Source organism: Streptomyces tuirus (assembly GCF_014701095.1).
Taxonomy (GTDB): Bacteria; Actinomycetota; Actinomycetes; order Streptomycetales; family Streptomycetaceae; genus Streptomyces; species Streptomyces tuirus.
This window is the reverse complement of record NZ_AP023439.1, coordinates 4,062,656-4,086,199: the sequence shown is the minus strand read 5'-3', so window position 1 is coordinate 4,086,199 and position 23,544 is coordinate 4,062,656. Positions and strand designations below refer to the sequence as shown.

At 72.6% G+C, this 23,544-nt stretch carries 20 protein-coding genes; 3 read left to right on the top strand and 17 right to left on the bottom strand.

Features of this window, described 5'->3' with window-relative positions; genetic code table 11:
- Window positions 1-176: 176 nt before the first annotated feature.
- From IGS69_RS18800 to IGS69_RS18780, 5 genes are all read right to left on the bottom strand, one after another.
- Window positions 177-1,742 carry an MDR family MFS transporter gene (locus IGS69_RS18800; protein ID WP_190901319.1) on the bottom strand — a complete coding sequence of 522 codons (1,566 nt, stop codon included), beginning with the start codon at window positions 1,740-1,742 and terminating at the stop codon, window positions 177-179.
- Between the two features lie 218 nt (window positions 1,743-1,960).
- Window positions 1,961-2,938, bottom strand: coding sequence for a quinone oxidoreductase family protein (locus tag IGS69_RS18795; protein ID WP_190901317.1), 978 nt, complete (start codon window positions 2,936-2,938; stop codon window positions 1,961-1,963).
- Window positions 2,939-3,092: 154 nt separating this feature from the next.
- Window positions 3,093-4,070: a quinone oxidoreductase family protein gene (locus tag IGS69_RS18790; RefSeq protein ID WP_190901315.1), complete on the bottom strand. Its 978-nt coding sequence runs from the start codon at window positions 4,068-4,070 to the stop codon at window positions 3,093-3,095.
- A gap of 82 nt (window positions 4,071-4,152) precedes the next feature.
- On the bottom strand, window positions 4,153-5,154 hold the full coding sequence (locus tag IGS69_RS18785) for a methyltransferase (RefSeq protein ID WP_190901313.1): 1,002 nt from the start codon (window positions 5,152-5,154) through the stop codon (window positions 4,153-4,155).
- Between the two features lie 94 nt (window positions 5,155-5,248).
- Entirely contained in the window at window positions 5,249-6,805 is a 1,557-nt protein-coding gene (locus IGS69_RS18780) for an FAD-dependent monooxygenase (RefSeq protein ID WP_190901311.1), read from the bottom strand.
- 111 nt (window positions 6,806-6,916) lie between these two features.
- On the opposite strand from IGS69_RS18780, the gene IGS69_RS18775 reads away from it, so the two are divergent.
- Window positions 6,917-7,405, top strand: a complete 489-nt coding sequence (locus tag IGS69_RS18775; RefSeq protein ID WP_190901309.1) for a MarR family winged helix-turn-helix transcriptional regulator — start codon at window positions 6,917-6,919, stop codon at window positions 7,403-7,405.
- An 84-nt stretch (window positions 7,406-7,489) separates the two neighbouring features.
- On the opposite strand, the gene IGS69_RS18770 is transcribed toward IGS69_RS18775, so the two are convergent.
- From IGS69_RS18770 to IGS69_RS18725, 10 genes are all read right to left on the bottom strand, one after another.
- Complete coding sequence (locus IGS69_RS18770; RefSeq protein ID WP_190901307.1) at window positions 7,490-9,148, bottom strand: FAD-dependent oxidoreductase; 1,659 nt, start codon at window positions 9,146-9,148, stop codon at window positions 7,490-7,492.
- Window positions 9,149-9,198: 50 nt separating this feature from the next.
- A complete protein-coding gene (locus tag IGS69_RS18765) occupies window positions 9,199-10,038 on the bottom strand; it encodes an ester cyclase family protein (RefSeq protein WP_190901305.1) in 840 nt (279 codons plus the stop codon).
- Between the two features lie 97 nt (window positions 10,039-10,135).
- Window positions 10,136-11,098 carry a GNAT family N-acetyltransferase gene (locus tag IGS69_RS18760; protein WP_190901303.1) on the bottom strand — a complete coding sequence of 321 codons (963 nt, stop codon included), beginning with the start codon at window positions 11,096-11,098 and terminating at the stop codon, window positions 10,136-10,138.
- 153 nt (window positions 11,099-11,251) lie between these two features.
- Window positions 11,252-12,025 (bottom strand): SDR family NAD(P)-dependent oxidoreductase, encoded by a 774-nt coding sequence (locus tag IGS69_RS18755; protein WP_190901301.1) that lies wholly within the window; start codon window positions 12,023-12,025, stop codon window positions 11,252-11,254.
- A complete protein-coding gene (locus tag IGS69_RS18750) occupies window positions 12,022-13,470 on the bottom strand; it encodes an FAD-dependent oxidoreductase (protein ID WP_190901299.1) in 1,449 nt (482 codons plus the stop codon). The genes IGS69_RS18755 and IGS69_RS18750 overlap by 4 nt, the downstream gene beginning before the upstream one ends.
- Complete coding sequence (locus IGS69_RS18745; protein ID WP_190901297.1) at window positions 13,470-13,838, bottom strand: hypothetical protein; 369 nt, start codon at window positions 13,836-13,838, stop codon at window positions 13,470-13,472. Before IGS69_RS18745 ends, IGS69_RS18750 begins: the two co-directional genes overlap by 1 nt.
- Window positions 13,839-14,213: 375 nt before the next feature.
- Window positions 14,214-14,765 (bottom strand): class I SAM-dependent methyltransferase, encoded by a 552-nt coding sequence (locus IGS69_RS18740; protein WP_190901295.1) that lies wholly within the window; start codon window positions 14,763-14,765, stop codon window positions 14,214-14,216.
- A gap of 131 nt (window positions 14,766-14,896) precedes the next feature.
- A complete protein-coding gene (locus IGS69_RS18735; RefSeq protein WP_190901293.1) occupies window positions 14,897-15,307 on the bottom strand; it encodes a hypothetical protein in 411 nt (136 codons plus the stop codon).
- Between the two features lie 64 nt (window positions 15,308-15,371).
- Window positions 15,372-16,163 carry a TIGR03943 family putative permease subunit gene (locus IGS69_RS18730; protein WP_190901291.1) on the bottom strand — a complete coding sequence of 264 codons (792 nt, stop codon included), beginning with the start codon at window positions 16,161-16,163 and terminating at the stop codon, window positions 15,372-15,374.
- Complete coding sequence (locus IGS69_RS18725) at window positions 16,160-17,218, bottom strand: permease (RefSeq protein WP_232543570.1); 1,059 nt, start codon at window positions 17,216-17,218, stop codon at window positions 16,160-16,162. Before IGS69_RS18725 ends, IGS69_RS18730 begins: the two co-directional genes overlap by 4 nt.
- Before the next feature lie 183 nt (window positions 17,219-17,401).
- Between IGS69_RS18725 and IGS69_RS18720 the strand changes: the two genes are divergently transcribed.
- Entirely contained in the window at window positions 17,402-19,294 is a 1,893-nt protein-coding gene (locus tag IGS69_RS18720; RefSeq protein ID WP_190904552.1) for a potassium channel family protein, read from the top strand.
- Between the two features lie 139 nt (window positions 19,295-19,433).
- Here IGS69_RS18720 and IGS69_RS18715 read toward each other — a convergent pair whose 3' ends face one another.
- The gene (locus IGS69_RS18715) at window positions 19,434-21,302 is read right to left on the bottom strand and encodes a S9 family peptidase (protein ID WP_190901287.1); all 1,869 of its coding nucleotides are present in this window, start codon (window positions 21,300-21,302) and stop codon (window positions 19,434-19,436) included.
- A gap of 288 nt (window positions 21,303-21,590) precedes the next feature.
- Here IGS69_RS18715 and IGS69_RS18710 point away from each other — a divergent pair, with 288 nt between their 5' ends.
- A complete protein-coding gene (locus tag IGS69_RS18710; RefSeq protein ID WP_190901285.1) occupies window positions 21,591-22,385 on the top strand; it encodes an SURF1 family protein in 795 nt (264 codons plus the stop codon).
- Between the two features lie 42 nt (window positions 22,386-22,427).
- Here IGS69_RS18710 and IGS69_RS18705 read toward each other — a convergent pair whose 3' ends face one another.
- Window positions 22,428-23,465 (bottom strand): hypothetical protein, encoded by a 1,038-nt coding sequence (locus IGS69_RS18705; protein ID WP_190904551.1) that lies wholly within the window; start codon window positions 23,463-23,465, stop codon window positions 22,428-22,430.
- Window positions 23,466-23,544 lie beyond the last annotated feature (79 nt).

Genomic DNA, 23,544 nt, shown 5'->3' with positions numbered 1-23,544 from the left:
TCCTCGGCCTGCGTCCTGCGTCGTACGGCTGTGCAGTGCCGACGATGGTCGCGGGCCGTCGATTCGGGCTCGAAGGGCGCTGAAGGGCCGGCCGGGGCACGGCCGGGCGGCGGCGGACGCGCAGGAGCCGCCGTCCCGTGCGGGACGGCGGCTCGCAGCCGGTGGGTGCGGTGGGGTCAGCTCTCCTCGGCGACCGCCTCGTGGCCCTGGTGATCCTCGCCGCGCAGCGGGAGGTTCTTCATCCTCAGGGCGGCCAGCAGCCCCAGGAGGAGGACCGGCACGGCGGTGAGGAACACGGGGGTGAGCGCGGCGGCGTACGACTGTTCCACGGCGTTGCGCACGGGCTCGGTGAGCCGGTCCAGCGTCTCGGTCGAGGACAACGCGTCATGGTCGATTCCGCGCAGCGCGCCCGGGGGCGTGCGGACGACGATCTCCTCGGTCAGCCTGTTGTAGAAGATCGAGGCGAACAGGGAGATGCCCACGGTGGTGCCCAGCTGCCGGGCGAAGGAGACGGTGGCGTGGACCGCGCCGATGTCGTCGCGGGGGGCGGTGTTCTGCGCGGCCATGGTGAGCACCTGCATGTTCAGCCCGGCGGCGATGCCGAAGACGAGCATGTAGGCGATGACCACGGCACGGGGTGTCCCGGTGTCCATGGTGGCCAGCAGCAGCGCCCCCGCGATGCCGATGGCCATGCTGAGCACGGGGTACCACTTGTACCGCCCGGTCTTGGTGATCGCCGCGCCGCTGACGACGGAGGAGGCGACCAGGCCGAACATCATGGGCAGCAGCACCACCCCGGACATGGTCGGGCTGGCACCGGTGACCACCTGGATGTAGATCGCCAGGAAGTTGACCGAGCCGAGGAAGACGATGCCCGCCGCGACGCTCACCAGCACGCTGACGCTGAAGGTGGAGTCGCGGAAGAGGTGCAGCGGGATGACGGGTTCGGCGGTCCGGCGCTCGGCGGCGACGAACGCGACGGCGAGCAGCACCGCTGCCACGCCGAGCCCGAGGATCCGCCAGTCCAGCCATTCGTACTTCACCCCGCCCCAGCTCGCGGCCAGGGTGAGAGCGACGATCGCGGCGCTGAGCAGGACGAAGCCCGCGTAGTCGATATGGGCGGGGCGCTCGACACGAGGCAGGTGGAGGCAGGTGGAGACCAGCACCAGGATCACGATGCCGACGGGCAGGTTGATCAGGAAGACCCAGTGCCAGCTCAGCAGGTCGGTGAGTGCGCCGCCGACGGCGGGCCCGGCCAGCGCCGCGAGGGCGAAGACGATGCCGAAGAGGTTGAAGTACTTGGCGGACTCGCGCGGGTTGAACAGCTCCCCGATGATGGCGAGCACGGAGACGAAGAGGCCGCCGGCGCCGATGCCCTGCACGGTGCGGAACAGGATGAGCTGGTCCATGGACTGGGCGGCACCGCTCAGCGCGGAACCGGCCAGAAAGACCGTGACGGCGATCAGGAAGATCTTCTTCCTGCCGAAGAGGTCTCCGAGCTTGCCGTAGACGGGCGTGGTGACGCTGGCGGCGATGATGTACGCGGTCGTCACCCAGGCGAAGACGTCGAGACCGCCGAGGTCCCCGACGATGCGGGGCAGCGCGGTGGCCACGATCTGCGAGTCCAGCATGGCCAGGAAGACGGCCAGCAGGCAGGCGGTGATGACGGGGCGGATCCGGGTCTGGGGTGGGGAACCGACGGCGGTCAGCGGGCCGTCTGCCCCTGTGGTCCGGGAGGGCACGGGAATGGGCCTTTCGGGCTGGAGTGGGTGCCATCCCCGTCCCGCCGGCCGTGGTCGGCCGGCGTCAGCTGCGGTGTGGGTCCGTCAGGGGATTGCTGTGGGCTGCGCCGTACGGCACGAGTGCGTCTCGTGCCGTACGGCGAGTGGCCGCTCTCGTGCGGGGGATCACCGAGACCGGTCACGTCGGTCGGGAGGCGGTGGGCCGTCGCCGGTCCGCGTCAGGGAACGAGGACGACCTTGCCGAGCTGGGCCCGGGCCTCCATGAGTTCGTGCGCCTTGACGGCCTCGTCGAGACCGAGCCGCTCGTGGACGACCGGGCGCACCTTGCCGGTGGCGATCATGTCGAGCAGGTCGCGCTGTCCCGCGGCGATCGCCTCGGGCCTGTTGTAGAGCATGGCGTACAGGGCGAATCCGGCCACGGTCTTCATCCGGCTGAGCATCAGCGGGTGAATGGGCTGAATGTCGCCGCTGGCCGAGCCGTAGAAGACCAGTCGGCCGAACTGGGCGGTCAGGGCTATGGACTTGGTGAGGATGTCGCCGCCGACGGTCTCCAGGACGACGTCCACGCCCCGGCCGTCGGTCGCGGCCCGGACCTGGTCGTCCCAGTCGTCGTCGGTGTAGTTGACGGTGACGTCGGCGCCGAGGTCACGGACGAAGTCCAGCTTGGCCTGCGTACTGGCGGTGGCGATGACCTTGCCCGCGCCCATCGCCTTGGCGATCTGCACGGCGAGGTGGCCGACGCCCCCGGAAGCGGCGTCGATCAGGATCGACTCCCCGGGTCTGAGCTGACCGGACTCCTTGATGGCGTGGTACGCCGTCTGGGCCGGGCTGGGGAGCAGGGTGGCCTCGGCCGCGTCCATCGAGTCCGGGATGGTGATGGCCCAGGCGGCGTCGGCGGTCACGTAGTCGGCGTAGGCGCTGTGGTCGACGTCGACGACGACCCGGTCCCCGGCGCTCAGGGTGGTGACGCCCTCGCCGACTGCCTCGACGACGCCCGCGACATCGCCGCCGGGGGCGCCGGGCAGCGTGGCGTGGCCACCGATCGGGATGCCCTGGCGGCGCTGGACCTCGGCGAACGTGACGCCGACGGCCTCGGAGCGGATCAGCACTTCGCCCGGTCCGGGCTGCGGCTTCTCCGCCTCTTCGACACGCAGCACCGAGGGGGCGCCGTGCTCGAGGTGGCGGACGATTCGCATGGTGTTCTCCCAACTAGGAGGTGTTGTCGAGCCGCGGATGGTCGTCGCGCGGCTCCGCCCAGGGATCCGGGTTACGTGGTGGGACAATTACATGTCCTCATGCATGCACTTGTCAACTGCACATCAATGATTCAGGACACGTTCTGATGAGGCGTCAGGGTACGAGCACCACACGGCCGAGCTGGGAGCGCGACTCCATCAGCTCGTGCGCGGCCGCGGCGTCCTTGAGCGGCAGCTCGGCGTGGACGACGGGACGGACCTTTCCGGAGGTCACCATCTCCAGCAGCTCCCGGGCGCCCTGGGCCATGACGTCCGGCTTGCTGCCGATCACGCCCCACATGCTGAAGCCCATGACGATGCGGTTGTCGAAGATGTCACCGACTTCGATGGCCGGCAGCTCGCCGCCTGCCGCGCCGTACACCACCGTCCGCCCGAACTGGGCGGTGAGATTCACGGACTTGGTGAGGATGTCCCCGCCGACGGTCTCCAGGGCGACGTCCACGCCCCGGCCGTCGGTCGCGGCGCGCACCTTCTCGTCCCAGCCGTCCTCGCCGTAGTCGACGGTGACGTCCGCGCCGAGCGAGGCGGCGAAGGCCAGCTTCTGCGCTCCGCGGGCGGCGGCGATGATCCGCCCCGCGCCGAGGGCCTTGGCCATCTGGACCAGCAGATGGCCAATGCCGCCCGCCGCGGCGGTGATCAGCACGGTCTCACCGGGCTGGAGCTTCGCCGCCGTGGTGATCACGTGGTAGGCGGTCTGGCCGGGGATGGGCAGCGAGGTGGCCTGCCCGGGGTCGATGCCCTCGGGGACGGCGAACAGCCAGTCGGCCTGGGTGACGACGTACTCGGCGTAGCCGTCGGCGGCGACACCGGTGACCACCCGGTCACCGACCTTCACCTGGTCGACGCCCTCGCCGAGCTGCTCCACCACGCCCGCGACGTCACCGCCCGGCGAGCCGGGAAGCGTGGCGGGACCGCCGACGGGGATGCCCTGACGGCGCTGGCACTCGGCGAAGTTGACCCCGACGGCCTCGGCGCGGATCAGCACCTGGCCCGGGTGGGGGGCAGGGGTGTCGGCCTCTTCGAGCTGCAACACCGAAGGGGCACCGAACTCGTGGTGTCGGACGATACGCATGGACGTACTCCTCTTTCTCTTTCATTGGCTTGCGTGCACGTCAGGGGGAGCTTCGGCGTGCACGACGGGGGTTCTGGCCGGGTCAGGCCCGCGTGAGTTCGACGAGCGAGCGCACCGGCCCCAGGTCGACGACGCGGCGCAGTGCGAGCCCGGCACCGGCGGCCAGTTCGCGCAGTTGCGCGGTGGTGCGCATCCGGCCGCCCAGGTAGATGAGCATCCGCAGGTCCAGATCCGTCTGGTCGGTCTGCACATCGAGCAGGCCCTCGAGGACCATGACGCGGCCGCCCGGACGAAGGGCTTCGGCGCAGCGCTGAAGAATCTCGGCCGCACGGTCGTCGGGCCAGTTGAGCAGGACGTTGGACAGCAGGTACACGTCGCCGTCGGCGGGCAGCGGATCGAAGAAGCTGCCGACCACCGCACGGCAGCGCTCCTGGAGTCCGGCGTCCGCGAAGTCCCGCTCGGCCGCGGCCGCGGGCGCCTCCAGGTCGAGCAGTGTGCCCCGGGCGCCCGGGGTGGCGTCGACCACGGCGGCGAGCAGGTCACCGCTGCCGCCGCCCACGTCGACGACGTGCCGCACGGACCGCCAGTCGCCCTGGGCCAGCAGCTCGGGAACGACCCAGCGCATACTGGCCGCCATCCGCCGGGCGAAGGCCTCGGCGAGCGCGCCGTCCGACTCGACGTCCGTCCAGAACTCCTGCCCGTACAGGGCGGAGTAGACCGGTCCGCCGGAGCGCACGGCATCGAGCAGGCGGAACACCGCGGCCTCGCCCCGGCCGGTGGGGCCGTCCAGGCGGAGCCAGTCACGGCCCGACTGGGGGACGTCGTCGCGCAACAGGGCACCGAGGTCCGTCGGTTCGTAGGCCCCGTCGGGGAGCCTGCGGTAGATCCCGGCGTTCACCAGGTGACCGAGGAGACGGCCCAGGGCGATCGCGTCCACGTCCGCCTCGCGGGCCAGCGTCCGGACCGTGACCGCTCCGGCGGCCATGTGGTCCGAGAGCCCGAGGGTGGCGGCCACCCTGATGGCCATGGGGGTGATCAGGTCGCTCTTGTCCAGTAACTCCTGCGACCACGGGGGATTGCTCACTGCGTCCTCTCACGTGCACAAGCGGTGTGGGGGGTGGGCGACGTCGCGGTGCCGGCCGGAAGGACGTGCCCCTCCGGCCCTCGCGGCCACGTCGTCAGACGGTGCCGAACCAGGTGGTGACGGCCGCGGTCAGCGATTCCCGCAGCTCCGCCTCCGGCATGTCCCGGTCCGCGGCCCAGGCGACATAGCCGTCGGGGCGGACCAGCAGGCCGGCCAGCTGGGGCTCCTCGGCGCACTCGGCCCGCACGTGCTGAAGGCGACCGGCCCAGGAGACGCCCGCGGCCCACTTCTCGTGGACCTGGCCGATCTGCGCGTCGCCGGTCAGGTCGAGGAGCAGACCGGTGCCGCGCTTCAGGTACTTGGGGAGCGGCTGGACGCCGTCCTCGGTCCTCAGCTCCAGGTCGCGGGCGAAGTCGCCGAGCAGCCGGTGCTCGGGGCCGTCGATCGCGTAGCGGACGGTGACTCCGCTGAGCATCTCGGCGAGGTGCCGGTTCACCTGCTCCTTGCGCATGAGGTCGGTGAAGAGCTCGCGCAGCGGGGTGACGTAGGGGTCCGGGTTCATGAGCGCGATCTGCGCGCGGGTGTTGGCCAGCACCTTGCGGGCCGGTGCCTGGCGCTCGCGGTCGTAGCTGTCGAGCAGGTCCTCGGGAGCCCAGCCGTGCACCGCGGCGGCGAGCTTCCAGCCGAGGTTGAAGGCGTCCTGGAGACCGAGGTTGACGCCCTGGCCACCGACCGGGAAGTGGGTGTGGGCGGCGTCGCCCGCGATCAGCAGCCGGCCCGCACGGTAGCGGTCGGCCTGGCACGCGGAGTCGGTGAAGACGGAGAGCCAGCGCGGCGAGTGCGCGCCGAGGTCGTCGCCCCAGATCTCGCGCAGGCTGGCGGTCAGCTCCTCCAGGGTGAGCTCTGCCCCGGGCTCGCGGTCGGCCTCGAAGTCGAACGTGGAGACCCGGTGGTAGGTGTCGTCCAGCGGCACGCAGAACAGCAGGCCGCGGTCGGTGCGCTCCATGCCCATGGGGGCGTTCTCGCGGTCGGCGAGCATCACGTCGCCGAGTCGGGCGGTGACCCGGCCGCCGGTGCCGGGGAAGTCGATGCCGGCCTCCCGGCGGACCAGGCTGCGACCGCCGTCGCAGCCCACGGCGTACCGGGCGCGCAGGGTGTAGGTGCCGTCGGGGCCCGCGACCTCGGCCTCGACACCGTCGGCGTCCTGGCGTATCGCGGTGACCTCGTGACCGCGCCGGATCTCGGCGCCGAACTCGGCGGCACGCTCCTCCAGCAGTCGTTCGGTCCTGGTCTGCTCGGAGAGCAGGGCGTAGCCGTGCGCGCTGTCGAGGGTGGAGAAGTCGACCCACTCGTCGAGGCCCGCGAAGTGGCCGTTGTTCCAGGAGCGGGCTCCCTCGCGGAACCGTTTGAGCAGGCCGCGCCGGTCGAGAGACTCCAGGGAGCGGGCGTGCAGCCCGAAGGCCTTGGAGTGCGGAGTGCGCTCGGGCAGCCGCTCGAGCACCACCGCACGGACGCGCGCGATCCGGAGCTCCGCGGCGAGCAGCATGCCGACGGGACCGCCGCCGACGATCAGGACGTCGAAGTCGACATCGGTGTCGTAGGTGATCTCGACGTCGTGGCCGGGTTGCCCTGGCGGGACGGACTGGGACATGGACGTTCCCTTCGATAGATGTTTACCCACAGGTATATGCTTAATGTCATGCAGTCGATTGAGAGCATACAGATGCTCGTCTGCCGTAATCAACTCGCTTAGAATGCGGACATGGACACTTCGACTCAGCCCTCGCCGCGGGCAGCGGATCTGCTCGACGCTGTCGGTCCCGCCTTCTCCCGGCTGCGGCGCGCGCAGGCGCTGAACGTGGAGAAGCAGGTGTCCCGCAAGGACTTCACCAGGACGCTGGTCCTCAACATCGTTCAGGACGGGCCCGACCAGGAGGGCCAGGAGATCACCGTCGGTGTCGTGGGCGAGCGCCTCGCCGTAGACCCCTCCGTGGCCAGCCGGATGGTCTCCGACTGCATCTCCGCCGGCTATCTGATCCGTGCGGCCTCGCAGCGCGACGGCCGCCGCACGATCCTGCAGCTCACCCCGGAGGGGCACGAGACGCTCGCCCGTTTCCGCCGCCACCAGCGTGCGGCCTTCGAGCGCATCACCCAGGACTGGCCGGAGGAGGAGCGGCTCGAATTCGCCCGCCTCCTCATCAAGTACGTCGACTCCGTGGGCGAGTTGCAGCACGAGTCGGGCTCCGCCTGACCCTCCGCCGCCCCGGCCGGGTGGGCGGCCCGGCCCTCCGCGCGTCAGAGGCCCGTGGCGGCGACCGCCACGGGCCCCGGCCCCCTACCGCCCGGCCGTGCGGGACTCTCGCGCGAGGACACTGCTCAGCACCGCTGTCAGCACCGGGGTCTCCGCGCCTGCCGGGTCCGCGCCCGGCGACCGCCACGCGACAACGCCGTCCGGCCTCACCAGGACAGCCCCGTCCGGGCGCAGACCGCCGTAGCGCGCGGACCAGTTGCCGTCCGGGTCGGCCAGCGTGCCCGCCCCGGCGTCCGTACCCGGGACCACCCGGCGAGCGGTGATCTTCAGGCCCAGTTCGGCGGAGGCGGAGACGGCCGCCGAGATCCACTCACGGCCGTGTTCCCCGGTCAGCAGGACGAAGTCCCGCCCGAAGAGATCGAGCGTGGACACCGCTTCGCCGCCCCGCAGCAGCTCCACGTACGGCGCCCGGGTGCCCGGCGCCCCGCGCAGCGCCCGCGGGTCGGAGGCGACCGGGAGGTCCGCGCCGTCCGGCTCCCCCACCACCGCGCCGGAGCGGTACGCCTGCCCCGACGTCACCGTCACCGCGTCCGCGACGGTGGCCTGCTGCTCCGGGGTGGCGGTGCCGGAACGCAGCGCGAGCTGGAGGGATCCCTGCTCGGCCGTGTACACCGCCACGGGCCGTCGCTCGGCGTCGTACGTCTCCAGAAGGCCGGGTCCCGCGACGCCCCCGACCACCAGGGCGAGCTTCCAGGCAAGGTTGTGGGCGTCCGCGATACCGGTGTTGGCGCCGTAGCCCCCCGTGGGCGGGATCACGTGTGCCGCGTCCCCGGCCAGCAGTACCCTGCCGTGCACGAAGCTCTCGGCCACCTGCTCCGCCATGTCCCAGGGGAAGCGCGAGCGGATCGTCACCTCGGTCCCCGGCGCTCCCACCGCGGCCCCCACCAGCTCGGCGCAGCGGTCGTCGGTGAAGTCCTCCAGGCTCTCGCCGTCCTCGGGCCGGTACCCGACGATGAGTGTGCCGCCGGAGAGGGTGTCGTCGTGCACGAGGATGCCTGTGACCTGGGGGTTCTTCACATGGACGACGCTGTAGCGGCGGTCCCCCAGCACCGGGCGCAGATTCGCGCCGAACGCGATACTCACATGGCGGGACAGCACCCCGCGCCCCTGCCGGGGCACCTTCAACGCCTCCCGGACGGTACTGCGCGGCCCGTCGCAGGCCACCAAGTAGGAGCTGCGGAAGGTACGGCTGCCGCCGGCGGCGTCGTCGAGAACGGCGGTGACCCCCTCCGGGTCCTCCGCGAAGGACACCAGCTCCGTACCGAACCTGAGGTCGGCTCCCAGCTCCACCGCGCGGTCCCGCAGCAGCGGCTCCAGCCGGTCCTGCGGCAGAAGAAGCAACCGGGACGGCGTGAGGTCGCCCAGATCGTCGTCGCCCTCCAGCTCCTCCTTGCTGAACAGCACCTCGCCGGCCAGCGAGGTCACCCCGGCACGGGTCCGGTGCGTGGCGAACCCGGACGCCTCCCGCACGGCGGCGTCCTCGACCCCGGCCTGGCGCAGCAGTTCGCCGGTCCGGGGGTAGTAGCCGACGGCCCTCGGATGGACGGACGTGCCCGGATGGCGCTCCACGAGGGTGCAACGGACCCCGTGCCGGGCGAGGAACACGGCGGTGGACAGCCCGACGAGGCTGCCACCGACGATCAGTACGGGTGCGCTGCCGGAAAGTTCGGAAGCGGAGGTCATCGCGGGGTCCCTCTCTCGGATGTCGGCTTTCGCAACGGCGTCGGTCCTGCTCACGGGGTCGGCAGTCCGGCCCGCCCCAGGGCCAGGTAGTCCACGACCTCCCAGTGCTCCGCGACCTTCCCGCGTTCGATGCGGAACTGGTCGCAGGTGCGCATTTCGAGAGGCCGCCCGGAGGGCCCGCCTCCGCTCCACGCGCCGGTGAGCGTGCCGGTCCAGGTCACGAAGACCATCACCCGGTCGTCGGCGGCGACGATGTGGTCCACGGTGGTGACCAGGTCGGGAAAGGCGGCGATGTTGTCGGCGAAGAACGCCTTGAACGCGTCGAGCCCGTCCGGCACCGCGTCCGTACGCATGTTGTGGTGCCGGTAGTCCTGGTGGTAGTAGCGCTCGGCCAGGTCCAGCCGGTGCTCGCTGAAGACGTCGCGGTACGCGCCGAGCACCAGCTCCGCGTTGGCCCGCTCGGTGTCGCTGTGCGGGCCGTGCAGGCCCGGGGCGGCCGGCTGACCGCTCCGGTCCGGTCCGCCGTCCACGCCGTGCGCGACGAGCACGTCACGGTCCACCACGCTCCAGTGCTCGGCGACCCTGCCGTCCCGAATGCGATACAACTCGGCTGTGTGCAGGCGGAGTTCGCCGCCTGAGCGGGAGCGTCCGGTCCAGGTGGCGAAGAGCATCACCCGGTCGTTGCCGGCGATCAGGTGGTCGATGTCCGCGCGCAGCGCCGAAAACCCGCGGTCCGATGTCCGCCAGTCGCCGGGGTCGTGCTCGACGCAGTCGGCGTGGAAGAAGCGGCCGGCCTCCTCGAAGCGGTGCTCACGATAGAGCGTCCCGTACAGCTCGCGGATCAGCTCGGCGTTGCGCGTGCGCTGCCCGGCGGGGATCACGGTGGTCATGGGTTCCTCTCGGCTCGGCTCTTGATCGGGGATCGGGCATCGGGGATCGGGCATCGGGCATCGGGGAACGGATGCGGGAACGAGCGGGGCTGACCGCTCAGGCCTTGAGCGCATAGGTCGACCAGGTCGAGTCGGCCTCGAAGCCAAGCTTCCGGTTGAGCGCGACCACGGCGGTGTCGGCGGTGTCGTTGAAGACCTGGACCAGCGCGAGCCGGGGGTTCTCCCGGACGGCCCCGAGCAGCAGTTCGCCCTTCAGCCAGTGGGCGAGACCGCGCCGCCGGTGCTTCGGCAGCACCAGCGTCTCGCCGCCGTCCGCCATCGGACCGTTCCGCACGAACAAGGTCGCGTACGCGGCGATCGACTCACCGTGCTCGGGCAGCGCCGCCACCACGTGGGGCAGATGCCCGGCCCGCTCCGCCTCGGCCTCCCGCGCCCGTACGTCGTCGGCGGAGGGACGCCGGATCCTGGCCTGGCCGTTGACCCGCTCCTCCAGGGCGCTCCAGGCCCGGGCGTAGGACTCCACCAGGTCATCGGGGCAGGGCCCCTGCCACGCCACCAGCCGGTAGCCGGGCACCGGCCGGGCCGCAGCGGCCTCCAGCACCGCACGCGCGGGCCCGGCCAGGCGGAGCCGGTGGCGCACGCTCTCGCCGATGAGTTCGGCTCCGAGCTCCGCCGCAAAACGCTCGCCGGCCGCCGCCCGGGGAGCGTCCGCCAGCAGCACCTCCCGCCCGCGCTCCCGCAGCGCCGCCAGCCCCGCGGCCGCCAGCGCCCGCCCGGCACCGCGGCGCCGGAACCCCGGGAACACCCACAGCGAACCGTGTCCCGGACCGCTCGGGTCACCCAGATCGAGCCCCAGCTTCAGCACGCCGGCGGGGGTGCCGCCGTGATAGGCGGCCAGCACGATCCGTTCCGTCCCGTGCCGCCGCTGGAACAGCCGCGCCAGCAGCGCCTCCGTCACCGGCGGGTCACCCGGCAGTTCCAGGCTCATGGTGTCCCGGAACCCGGGAAGCAACGCGGCAATGGTCGCCGGCTCATCGCCGTCGAGGCTACGAATCTCCATGCCCCACACGGTGGCCCGGGCCTCTCGAAACACCGTCGAGGACAACTCGACACCGTGCGCGTACACCGGCCGGGAACGGGTCGGGCCCCGCCGCGCTCCGGGGTTCCCGGAGCGCGGCGGGGCCAACCCGCGAGCCGTCGCTGACCGGACCCGTCAGGCGCCACCCGTCACGCGGAGCGTCTCGCCGTTGGTGTTGCCGTTGGCGGCCGAGCCGAGGAAGGTGACCGCCCGGGCCACGTCCCCGGGCGCGGACATCCGGCCCGACGGCAAAGCCTTGCCCTTCTCCTCCAGGAAGCCCGGGGGCACATGCGCCCGCACGGTCTCGGTGCTGGTCTGGCCCGGCACGACCATGTTGACCAGGATCCCGTCGGGCCCCAGCTCCCAGGCCAGGCTGCGCATCAGCCCGAAGAGCGCGGACTTGCCCGCGCCGTAGGCCCCCGCCCCGGCCTTGCCGGTGTCCGCGAGGCCCGCGCCGATCAGCACGATCCGGCCCCACGGCCGTCCGCGCATCCACGGCAGTACCGCTTGCAGGGTGTGGAACACGGCGTCGACGGACGTACGCAGCACCTCCTGCCACTGCTTGGGCGGCACGTCCTCGAAGCGCGGCACCGGCTGCCCGGGCCGCGGGATGGCCTCGCTCCAGACCACCGCGTTGGCCACCAGCACGTCGATGCCGCCCCACTCCTCGGCGACCCGTCCCACGGCGTCCCGTATGCACCGCTCGTCGGCGAGGTCGTAGCGCACCACCAGCGGTGTCCCGCCCGCCTCGGTCACCAGCCGCGCCGTCTCCCGGGCCCCCTCCGCGTTGCTGTGGTACGTGATCGCGACCCTGGCACCCTCCTCCCCGTAGGCCACGGCCGTCGCCCGGCCGATGCCCGAGGACGCACCGGTGACCAGTACGACCTTGTTCCGAAGATCCGTCCTCATGACTCCACCTCGGTCGTCGGGGCACCGCCGATGCTCTGCGCGTGCCGGAAGAAGTCCTCCGGGTCGTAGGCCCGCTTCACGGCGCGCAGCCGGAAACGGTTCGCGCCGAAGTACTCCGTCTCCCAGTCCCCGCCCACCCGCGAGCTGGGGAAGTTGATGTACGAGCCGCAAGCGAGCGGCGCGAGTGCGGCGGCAGCACGGTCCGCCAGCGCGGTGAGCCGCGCCGGTGCCGCCGGGTCCGCCTCCGCCTCCCGGCAGGCGAACTGATAGCCGATCAGGAACCGGGCGTCCCGGTGTGCGTAGGCGGTGGCGCCGCTCGGCACCCGGTTCGCCGCTCCACCCAGCGCGATGCACAGCAGATAGCGCTCCTGGCCCACCGCGTCGAGTGCGGGGTCCCAGGCATCGAGCAGTGCCGCGGATTCCGCCCGGGTCGCGGACCGGCCGGTGAGCCGGTAACTCTGCCGGGTGTACGGGTGGCGGTGCCCCTCGGCCTCGGGCCCGGTTCCCGTACGACGGCACTGGGACACCGGCTTCGAGCCGCACAGCGCCTCGTGCATCACCTCGGCGAATCCGTTCCGCGCACCGACAGTCCTGCTCAGCGGCTTGCACCCGGCCCGCTCCGCCAGTTCGTCCAGCCCCTCGTGCAGGGCCTGGTCCGGACCCAGGTGCGCCCCCCAGACCCGGACCACCGGACGCCCGCCGGGCCCGAACATGCCCGGCAGCACGACCAGGGAGGTGCCGAGCTCGTCGGGGCCGTCCACGGCCCACTCCTGCCAGGCCGTCAGCACCTCCACGGCGTCGTCGTACGCCCACAGCGTCTCGAAGCCGGTCATGGCGGGCACGTCGATCGACCGCACCTCGAACTCCGTGACCACCCCGAAGGTGCCGCCGCCCCCGCCGCGCGAGGCCCAGTACAGATCGGGCTCCTCGGTGGGCGAGCAGCGGACGGTCCTGCCGTCCGCGAGCACGACGCGCGCCGCGGCGACGCGGTCGCTGCCCAGCCCGAATCTCCGCGTCTGCCAGCCGATCCCGCCGCCGGTCAGGAATCCGCCCGCGGCGACCGTGGGAAAGGTCCCGGTGACGATTTGGCGCCCCTGGGTCCGCAGAGCGTCCAGCGCGTCCAGCGACTGGACGCCCGCCCCGAGCCGCACCACGGGCCCCTCGGCGACGACGTGGTTCATCCGCGACAGGTCGGCGACCAGCCCCTCGCCGGTCGACCAGCCGTTGAAGCTGTGTCCGCCGCCCCGGATGTGCAGCCGCACCCCCTGCTCCCGGGCGTGCCGCACGCACAGCGCGACATCCCGCTCGGAGGCGCAGTACGCGACGGCCGACGGCTCGATCGTGTCGTACTCGGTGTTCTGCAGCTGCCGGGCCAGGGCGAAGCCCCTCTCGTCCGGCAGAACCAGGTCCCCGTCGAGCCGACCCCGCAGCGCCGCCGCCCGCATCAGTCGTCGACGCCGAACTTGCCGGCGGTCACCTTGGACCCCGCGTGCCCGCGCAGCTTGGTGCCCTGCGGGTCGAAGAACTCGGCACCGCCGGTGCCCTGCCACTCCGTGTCCGAGACGAACTCGCCCGACACCCGGACGTGCGCCTCCCCCACGTGGTTGCCCTCGGGGTCGGCGGCCAGGATGTGGAAGCCGTACTCGAAACTGTCCGGGCCCGAGGAACGCCAGGTGCCCAGGCCGATGTTCTTCGTGTTGAGCTGGGTCGAGACGACCGTGCCGTCCGCCGAGAAGCAGACTAGCCCGGGGACCACCTTGCCGTCGTCGTCCAGCTGCGTGGTCCACGTGCCGACCAGCCGCGCGTCGCTCATGACAGATCTCCTCGATTCTCTCCGGGAGTTGGGGGATGGGAATGTCCCGGCCGCCAGGCTTCCGGCCCACTCTCAAGACCTGCTCGAAACGTCCTGTAGTTCGGCGGCTCCTCTGGCGGCGGACTGCACGCGGGCCCGAACTCCGGGTGCCAGAGCGCGGCCACGTGCACCGAGCCGAGGGCCACCAGCGCGCGGTACGACGGCAGCAGGAGGTAGCGCACCAGCCCTCGCCACAGAGCGCGCGAGGCGGTGCCGCGGGGCGGGACGGGCTTCTTGTCGGGGTGTCCCTCGGGCAGGAACTCCGGGTCGAACGGACGCACGGACACGGCACTCCTAGAGGCTGGCTGCGCGGATTCGTCGGGCGGCTGGCGTCCGTCAGGCAGCGCGGACGGCCATTTCGACGCCTCCGTCGAAGGGAAGGGGGAGCGACACGTAGCCGCTGCCGGAGAACCGGACGTGAGTGAGGAACTCCGCGCACAGCGTCGGCACGTCCCGTACGCCGTGGGCCACCACCACCGCGCCCGGCAGCATCCTGGGTTCCACCAGTTTCAGCAGCGGCAGGAAGGACTCCGGCGGGCCGCCGAGCAGCAGCAGGTCGACCGGTCCGGGGACGGTCGCCAGCGACCGTTCGGGACGGCCCACCCGTACTTCCGCGTACCGTCCGAGTCCGGCCTTCTCGACCGCCGCCGCGGCGGCCTCGGCGCGTACGGTCTCCGCCTCGCAGCAGATGACCCGGCCCTGCCCGTTCTCGCTCACCGCGGCCGCGAGCCTGGCGGTGAACGACTCGTACGGACAACCGATCTGGAGCACGGTGAGCGGTCCGGTCGCCAGCACCAACTGCTGGAGGAGGGTTCCGGTGGCGGCTTCGGTGGATGGAACGGCGGAGCATTCGGCCGAAGAACCTGGGCAGCAAACGGCATTGGGCATGCGGAACTCCCCGTCACGAGTTTCGAGACGTTCGCCGTCTCTCCGCCGAGAGTTACAGACGCCGCTCCCACGGGCGACGGCCCTGGATGCCTTCGCGAGCGGGGCTCCAGCCGCCCTCCAACCCGGGCGGTCTAGGAGAGCACTCCCGCCAGCGTCCCCGCGAGGGTCAGGGCGAGGAACGCCGCGCCCCACGTCATCGCCTGGCGTATGCGGCGGTGCTTGGCGTGGGTGGTGCGGGTCAGGAGCTGGGGTGGGGTGTCGGTCGTCGGGGTCGGCTGGGGCCTGGTCGCCAGGCTCAGCAGGACCAGGGAGGGGGCGCAGGCCGCGCAGCCCGTCCAGAGGAGGAGCTGGGGGATCGTGGCGTACTGGGTGGGCGTGATGACGCCCGCGGTGATCGCGGTGAGCAGGGCGGCCAGGGCCGCGCCCAGGGTGGCCAGGGTCAGGTTGGCCCGGTGGTCGGCCTTCGCCAGTTCCTCGCGCGCCGTCTCGGGCGGGAGCGGCCGGTCGATGTCCGCGGTGTGACCGCCTCGGAGTGTGGTCATGGGTGTCCCTCGCTGATCAGCGGTTCCTTGCGAGTACCCCAACCCGGCTGTGCCATAACGCGGTTCAGGTGTTCCACGTCTCGTCGTACGGGTCGTGCGGGGTGGGGACCGGCTTGGCGGTCGTCACCTCCAGGTAGGGGATCGGGCCGTCGTTGACCGGGTCCTTCGTACGGCGGGGCGTGTAGGTGCCGGTGATCTCCAGCCATGTGTCCGGGCGCAGGACCGGCGGGACGCTGCCCGTCAGGGCGATCTTGACCGGCTGGGCGTCCGCCGCGCAGCAGTTGAGGCCCATCCGGACCAGGTAGGGGGCGCCCTCGCGGTCCAGGGTGACGAAACCGGTGATCTTCAGCTCGCGGTCGCGCAGGGCACGGCCGTCGTCGTAGATCGCGCGGCCGGCGTAGTCGGCCACGGCCAGGTGGAGGGGGGCGTCGCCGGCCGGGAGGGCCGGGAAGCCGAAGGGTTTGGTCAGGGCCGTGCCGGTGTGCGCCGCGCTGTAGGAGCCCAGGGCCGGCGGGGCGACCAGGATCAGGGCGAGGACCGGCAGCGCGAGGAGCCAGGAGATGCGGGGTTCTCGGTCGTGGTCGTGGGCGGGGGTGCCTCGGTCGTGGGCACCTCGGTCCTCGGTGGGGGTGCCGCCTCGGTCGTGCGTGGGGGTGCCGCCTCGGTCGCGCGGGGAGGTGCCGCGGCGGTCGTACCAGAGAGTCGCCGCCGCCGTGACGATCAGGACCGCGCCCGCGAGGAGGACCAGGGGGCGCAGGCCCTCCTTGACGTAGCGCAGGTAGAGGTCGGTCGTGCCGGCGTGCAGGAGGGTCGCGCCGAGCAGGAAGAGGAGGGCCGTCTGGGCCAGGCGGTTCACAGCAGGACCGTTCCGGTCAGGGCCGCTACGACGACGGCCAGGGCGAAGGTCGCGGGGGCGAAACGCAGCGCGAAGGCGCGGCCGAAGGTGCCCGCCTGCATCGCGAAGAGCTTCAGATCGATCATCGGGCCGACGACCAGGAACGTCAGCCGGGCCGTCAGGGAGAACTGGGTCAGGGACGCCGCCACGAACGCGTCCGCCTCCGAGCAGATGGAGAGCAGGACCGCCAGGGCCGCGAGGAACAGGACCGACAGCACGGGATGGCCGGCCGCGACGCCCAGCCAGTCCGCCGGGACCACCGCCTTCAGGGTCGCCGCGGCCATCGCGCCGACCACCAGGAAGCCGCCCGCGTGCGTCACGTCGTGGCGGACCGAGCCCCAGAAGGCCGCGCCCTTGCTCTGTCCCTCGTACGACGCGCGGGCCGGGGGACGCAACCAGTCCGTGCGACCGAGGCGGTGCCAGAGCCAGCCCATCGAGCAGGCCACGAGCAGACTGGCGACGAACCGGGCCAGGACCATCTCGGGGTTGCCGGGGAACGCCACGGCCGTCGCCGTCAGCACGATGGGGTTGATGGCGGGCGCCGAGAGGAGGAAGGCCAGGGCCGCCGCCGGTGTGACACCCCGGCGGACCAGGGCGCCGGCCACCGGCACCGAGGCGCACTCGCAGCCGGGCAGTACCGCGCCCGCCGCGCCCGCGACCGGGACCGCCAGCGCCGGGTGCTTCGGCAGGGCCCGGGCGAAGAACGACGGCGGCACGAACACCGCGATCGCCGCCGACAGCAGCACACCGAGCACCAGGAACGGCAGTGCCTGGACCATGACCGCGACGAACACCGTCATCCAGCTCTGCATCACCGGTGCGGCCAGGGCCCCGCGGATCGGGTCCTGGAACATCACCGCCGTCAGCAGCAGAAGGGTCAGGAGGAGAGGGGAGTTGAGGTGCCGGGCGTCCTCTTCCTTGCCGCCGGCCGGCGCGGTGTGCCCGGGCCCGGCGCCCCCGCGCCCGGCATCCCCGGGCTCGGCGCTGCCCCGCGGGGCGGTCTTCGTGATGGCCACGGGCCCGGTACCTCCGGTGGTGCGCGAGGGCATTGCCCCATTCCCTCCCCTTGTGTACGGACGGCGACGGCCGGGTGTTCACGCCCCACCGTCCCCTTCTGGAACCGGCCGCCCCGGTGAGGCAGTCTTCTCCTCGTGGGGAGCGTTCCGAACCAAGGCCGACCGGGTGATCCGGCCACGCACATGATCGTGTGCGGTGACGACGGGCTCGCGCACCGGCTGGCCGCCGAACTCCGAGGTGTCTACGCCGAGCAGGTCACGCTCGTCGTGCCGCCCTCCGGGAGGCGGGTGCGCCGGCCCGTGGTCGGACGGGCCCGGGCCGCTTCGGCGGCACTGCTCGACCGGGTCGTGAACGCGGCCGTCAACCGGACCGGCCCGAGCGGCGAACCGGCCTCGAACGAACAGGTCGTGGAGGCTCCGGAGATCACCGAGTCCGTCCTCGCCGAGGTGGGCGCCGACCGGGCGGCGGCCCTGGCGCTCGTCTACGACGACGACGAGACCAACATCCGGGCCGCCCTCACCGCTCGCCGGCTCAACCCCCGTATCCGTCTCGTACTCCGGCTCTACAACCGGCGGTTGGGGCAGCACATCGAGGAACTGCTGGACCAGACCGCCGCCGTGGCCTTTGGGGACGGGCAGGGCGCGGGCCTCGACGCGTCGACGACGGTGCTGTCCGACGCCGACACGGCCGCGCCCGCGCTGGCCGCCACCGCCCTCGTGGGCACCAGCAAGGTCGTCCAGACGGAAGGGCTCGTGCTGCGTGCGGTGGAACGGCAGCCGCCGCGGCCGGGCGAGGTGGCCGACCCGGGGCTGTGCACCCTGGCGCTGCTGTCCGCGACGAGCAACGACCCGGCCGGTGCGGACGGTTCCGAGGGGAGCGGGGAGCACGGGCCGCACCTGCTGCCGGACGAGGCGGCGGTGGCGGCGGCGACCGGGCGCGGGACCGTCGTCCTGGAGCAGGTGTCGTACTCCGGGCCGTCCCTGCCCGCCGGGCGGGGTGGTGTGCCGCCGTTCGCCTCGCTGTTCTCGCGGCGGCTGCGGTGGTCGCTGGCCGGGCTGGTGGCCTGTGTGCTGGCGCTCGCCGTGGGGCTGATGATCGTGACGGGCGAGGATCCGCTGTACGCCACGTATGTGACGCTGCTCGATCTCTTCGGCATCAACGATCCCGCCTTCCACGAGTCGACCGCCCGTCAGGTACTGCAACTGCTGTCCGGGCTGGTGGGGTTGCTGCTGCTGCCGGTGCTGCTGGCCGCGGTGCTGGAGGCACTCGGCACGTTCCGCAGCGCGTCCGCGCTGCGGAAGCCGCCGCGCGGGCTCGGCGGTCATGTGGTGCTGCTCGGGCTCGGCAAGATCGGGACGCGGGTGCTGACGCGGCTGCGGGAGCTGCACATTCCCGTGGTGTGCGTGGAGTCCGACCCGGACGCGCGCGGGATGGCCACGGCGCGGCGGCTGCGGGTGCCGGTGGTGCTCGGGGACGTCACCCAGGAAGGGGTCCTGGAGGCCGCGAAGATCCATCGCGCCCATGCGCTGCTCGCGCTGACCAGCGCGGACACGACGAATCTGGAGGCCTCCCTGTACGCCCGGTCCGTACGGCCCGACCTGCGGGTCGTGCTGCGGCTGTACGACGACGACTTCGCTACGGCCGTGTACCGCACCATGCGGGCCGCGCATCCGTTCGCCCTCACGCGCAGCCGGAGTGTGTCGCATCTGGCCGCGCCCGCGTTCGCCGGGGCCATGATGGGGCGGCAGATCCTGGGGGCGATCCCGGTGGAGCGGCGGGTGCTGCTGTTCGCGGAGGTGGAGGTGGCCGGGCATCCGCAGCTGGAGGGGCGGACGGTCGGGGAGGCGTTCCGGGCCGGGGCGTGGCGGGTGCTGGCGCTCAATACGTCACCTCCTGGGCGGCGGCGGGGTGAGGGGGAGAGCGGGGAAGAGGACAGCACGCCGGCCTCGGGACTGGTGTGGGATCTGCCTCCCACGTATGTGCTGGGTGCCGGTGACCGGGTGGTGCTGGCGGCGACGCGGCGGGGGCTGGCGGAGTTGCTGGGGCGGAGGAGGCGGGAGCGGTCGGGGGCGTAGACGCCGAGCGGGTCCCTCTGCCCGGCGTCAGGAAATGCTCGGCGGCACCCCCGGGGTTCCGCAGGAACCCGAGGGGCGCGGGGAACTGCGCGATCAGCCGGCACGCACCCGCGGTCGCCACACCACCCCCGCCCCCGGGCTACTGGGCGCTCCCCCGCCCCCTCAGGTGCCGCTCCGCGAACTCCAGCTCCAACCGGACCTGCTTGATGCGTTCGTCCACCACCAAGGAGCCGTGACCGGCGTCGTACCGGTACACCTCGTGCACCGCGCCTCTCGTCTCCAGGCGCTTGACGTAGTTCTCGATCTGGCGGATCGGGCAGCGGGGGTCGTTGACTCCGGCCGAGATGTAGACCGGGGCCTTGACCTGGTCCACGTAGGTGAGAGGGGAGGACGCCTCGAAGCGGTCGGGCACCTCCTCCGGCGTGCCGCCGAGGAGCGTGCGGTCCATCGCCTTCAGCGCTTCCATCTCGTCGTGGTACGCCGTGACGTAGTCGGCGACGGGCACCGCCGCGATGCCGAGCGTCCACGCGTCCGGCTGGACGCCGAGGCCGAGCAGGGTGAGGTAGCCGCCCCAGGATCCGCCGGTGAGGATCAGGCGGTCGGGGTCGGCGAGGCCGGAGGTGACGGCCCACTCGCGGACCGCGGCGATGTCCTCCAGCTCGATGAGGCCGACACGGTGCTTCAGGGCGTCCGTCCAGGCGCGGCCGTAGCCCGTGGAACCGCGGTAGTTGACACGGATCACCGCGTAGCCGTGATCGACCCAGGCCGCCGGACCCGCCGCGAAGGAGTCGCTGTCGTGCCAGGTGGGGCCGCCGTGGATCTCGAAGACCGTGGGGAGCGGGCCGCTCACGGCCTGCGGCTTCTGGACGAGGGCGTGGATGCGCCCTCCCGGACCCTCCACCCACACGTCCTCCACCGGCACCGAGCCGGGCGACTTCATGCCGGGCGGGTCGAGCACGACACCGCCCGTCGTGGAGCGCACCGCCGACGGCTCGGCGGACGAGGACCACAGGAACTCCACGCTGCCGTCGGGCCGGGCCGTCGCGCCGGACACCGTGCCCTTCGGGGTCGGGATCTCCGACAGGGCGCGGCCGGCCAGGTCGTAGCGGAACAGCTCGCTGCGGGCCTCGAAGCTGTGCGCGATGAGCAGGCCGCTGCCGTCCGGGTACCACTCGGCGCTGACGTCGCCCGGCAGCTCCAGCGCCAGGTCCGTCTCCTCGCCGGTGGCCACGTCCCACACCAGGGGCTCCCAGCGGCCCCGGCGCTGGTGGCCGATGAGCAGGCGCGTGTCGCCGTCGACGGGCGCGAAGCCGAGGACCTCCAGGCCCAGCTCGCGGGTGCCGCCCTCGGTGTCGTCGAGGTCGGCGACCGCCGTGCCGTCGGGGCGCAGGACGCGCAGCGCCGAGTGCATCGCGTCACCGTGCTCGGTGTGCTCGATGGCGATGAGCGAGCCGTCGTGGGAGAGGTCGCCGACGCCGGCCGACTCGCGGTGCCGGTAGATCTCCACCGGGTCCTCGCCGGTGCGCACGAGGTGGATGGTCGTGCCGTCCTCGTCCGTGGAACGGCCCACGACCGCCGTCCGCCCGTCACGGCCGAGGGCGAGGCCGGCCGGGTAGGAGGCGTCCAGGCCCGCGGCGGCCGGTTCGTCCGCGCCCCCGGTGAAGGGCTGGCGGCGCCACACGCCGAACTCGTCGCCGTCCTTGTCGTCGAACCACCAGATCCACGCGCCGTCGGGGGACAGCACGCCGTCCGTCGTGCCGTTCGGCCGGTCCGTCACCTGGCGCTGCTCGCCCGTCGACCGGTCCCAGGCGTACAGCTCGTACGTCCCGGTCGCGTTCGAGACGAACAGGGAGTGGTCCGGCGCGTCCTCCGCCCAGTCGGGCAGGGACACCCGGGGCGCCCGAAAGCGCTTCTCCCAGTCCGGCATCCGCTCCTGCCGTCCCGCCTGTACCGCTTGCTCGTGCTGGTCCCGCTGATCGCGCGCGTCGGACCCGTTGCTCTCAGTCATGGCCCCATACTGCACGCCCGGGCCGACAATTCGCTGGCGAGGTCCCCAGCCTGTGGATAACCTCCACCGGTCCCCCTCCGAGCAGGTCAGCAGTCGCACCCTTGTACTCCCCCACCCCGGCCGACCGGAACGAGGCCAACCGCGCCCACCGGGACGACGGCAACCGCTCTCTTTCGCATCCGCCGTGTCACACCGGCCTGGCGGCGGCCGTCCTGAACCGCCCGCCGCCCGCGCCGCCTTGCCGACCCCGCGGCCGGGCCCTGCCCGGCACCCCCGTACCGTGGGGGTGTGTACCGGTTTCTGCTGACGCCCCGATGGTGGGGGATCAACGTCTTCGTGCTGTTGTCCATCCCCTTCTGCGTCTTCATGGGGTCCTGGCAGCTGGGCCGGTTCGAGGACCGTGTGCAGGATCACCGGACCGCGACCGAGCAGGTGTCAAAGGCCCGGCACGAGACGCCCCGGCCGCTGAAGGACATGCTGCCGGTGGACAAGGCGACGTCCGGGAAGCCGGTCACCGCGAGCGGCACGTACGGTGAGCAGCTGCTGGTGCCCGGGCGGAAGCTCGACGGCAGGCAGGGCTTCTACGTGCTCACGCTGCTGCGGACCGGCTCGGGCGAGGCGCTGCCGGTGGTGCGGGGATGGCTGCCCGGTTCCGCCGACGCGGCGAAGGCTCCCGCTCCCCCGGCCGGTGAGGTCACCGTCACCGGTGCGCTGCAGGCCTCGGAGACGCCCGGGGACAACGGGGTCAGCGCGCAGGGCGGGCTGCCGGCCGGGCAGACCGCGGCGATCAGCGCGGCGTCGTTGGTGAACCTGGTGCCGTACGACGTGTACGACGCGTGGGTCACGCTGGCGAAGGGCGACTCGGGCATGAAGGCCGTGCCGGCCGCCGCGCCGCCGGACTCGGGGCTGGACCTGAAGGCCTTCCAGAACCTGGGTTACACCGCCGAGTGGTTCGCCTTCGTGGGGTTCGTGATCTTCATGTGGTTCCGGCTGCTGCGGCGCGAGGCGGAGTCCGTACGTGACGCGGAGCTGGGGCTGGTGACGGACGAGCAGCCCGTCACCGTGGACGCCGCGGTGAGGTGAGCGGGGTCCGGGCACGGACCGGGTGGGTCCGCGACCGTGTGGTCACGATCCCGCCAGCACGCCCGTCCAGTACACCGTCCCCGCGCACGCGTTGGACACCGTCACCGACGTGCCGCCCGAGCCCGTGACCGGGGTGTACGTCACTGCCACGCTGCCGTCGACCGTGCCGTCCTCCCGGACGAGCTGGGGGGCCGTGCCCGTGTCGCCGCCGGTGGAGGTGCCGCTCGTGGCCGCCGGGTCGTCCGACGGGGTGGGGTCGGGGCTGGGGTCGGGGCCGCCGACGCTGCCGCCGGGGGTGGGGCAGGTCTCGGAGGGGACCCAGGCGAACTTCACCTCGTAGCCGATGCCCGGCTGGAGGACCAGCTGGGCGGCCTCCAGGGACGGGTCGGGCAGGATGCCTGCCGCCGCGTCGCCCGCGGCGTGCCGGGCCGAGCCGACCTTGCTCGCGTCGGCGGCGCCCTGCGGCAGCGCGCTCACCGAGCCGGGGCCGGTGACCGTGCAGGCCGCGCCGGAGACGTTGGTGACGCGGAAGGAGCCGGAGACCGCGCCCGTGGAGTCGGGGGCGTTGCTGCTCCCGGAGGCGGGGCCGAGCTGGGCGGGGGTGCACACCGGGATGCCGGCGGCCGTGCTGGAGGAGGGGCCGGCGCCCTGGGACGAGCCCGTGGCGGCGCCGGATCCCCTGCCCTTGTCCTTCTCCTTCTTGTCGCCCTTGTCCTTGCCCTCGGCCTTGCCGGAGGAGCCGCCCGAGGTGCTCTCGCCGCCGTCCGGGCCCTTGCCCTGGCTCGCGCCGCCCTCGGTCGCGGAGGCGTGGCCGGCGACGGACGGGTTGGCGTCGGAGCCGGTGGCGTTGGAGACGTGCACCAGGGCGGGGATGGCGGTGCCGATGAAGAGCGCGGCGGCGGCCATGCCGACGACGGCCTGCCGCTTGCGGGTCCGCCGCTGCGGTACCGCCTTGCGGAGGTAGTCCAGGGTGCCGTCGCGCGGTTCCACCTCCTGCACCACCTGGTGCAGCATCCTGCGCAGGTCCAGCTCGTCCGAGTCGAACCCGTCGGGGTTCTGGTCGTCGGGGCCGTGGTTCACAGTTCCGTTCCCAGCGTGCGATTGCTTCGGATCTTGCCCGTGGAGCCTGGCCGGCGCCTGCCGCTCGTCCAGGCCCTCG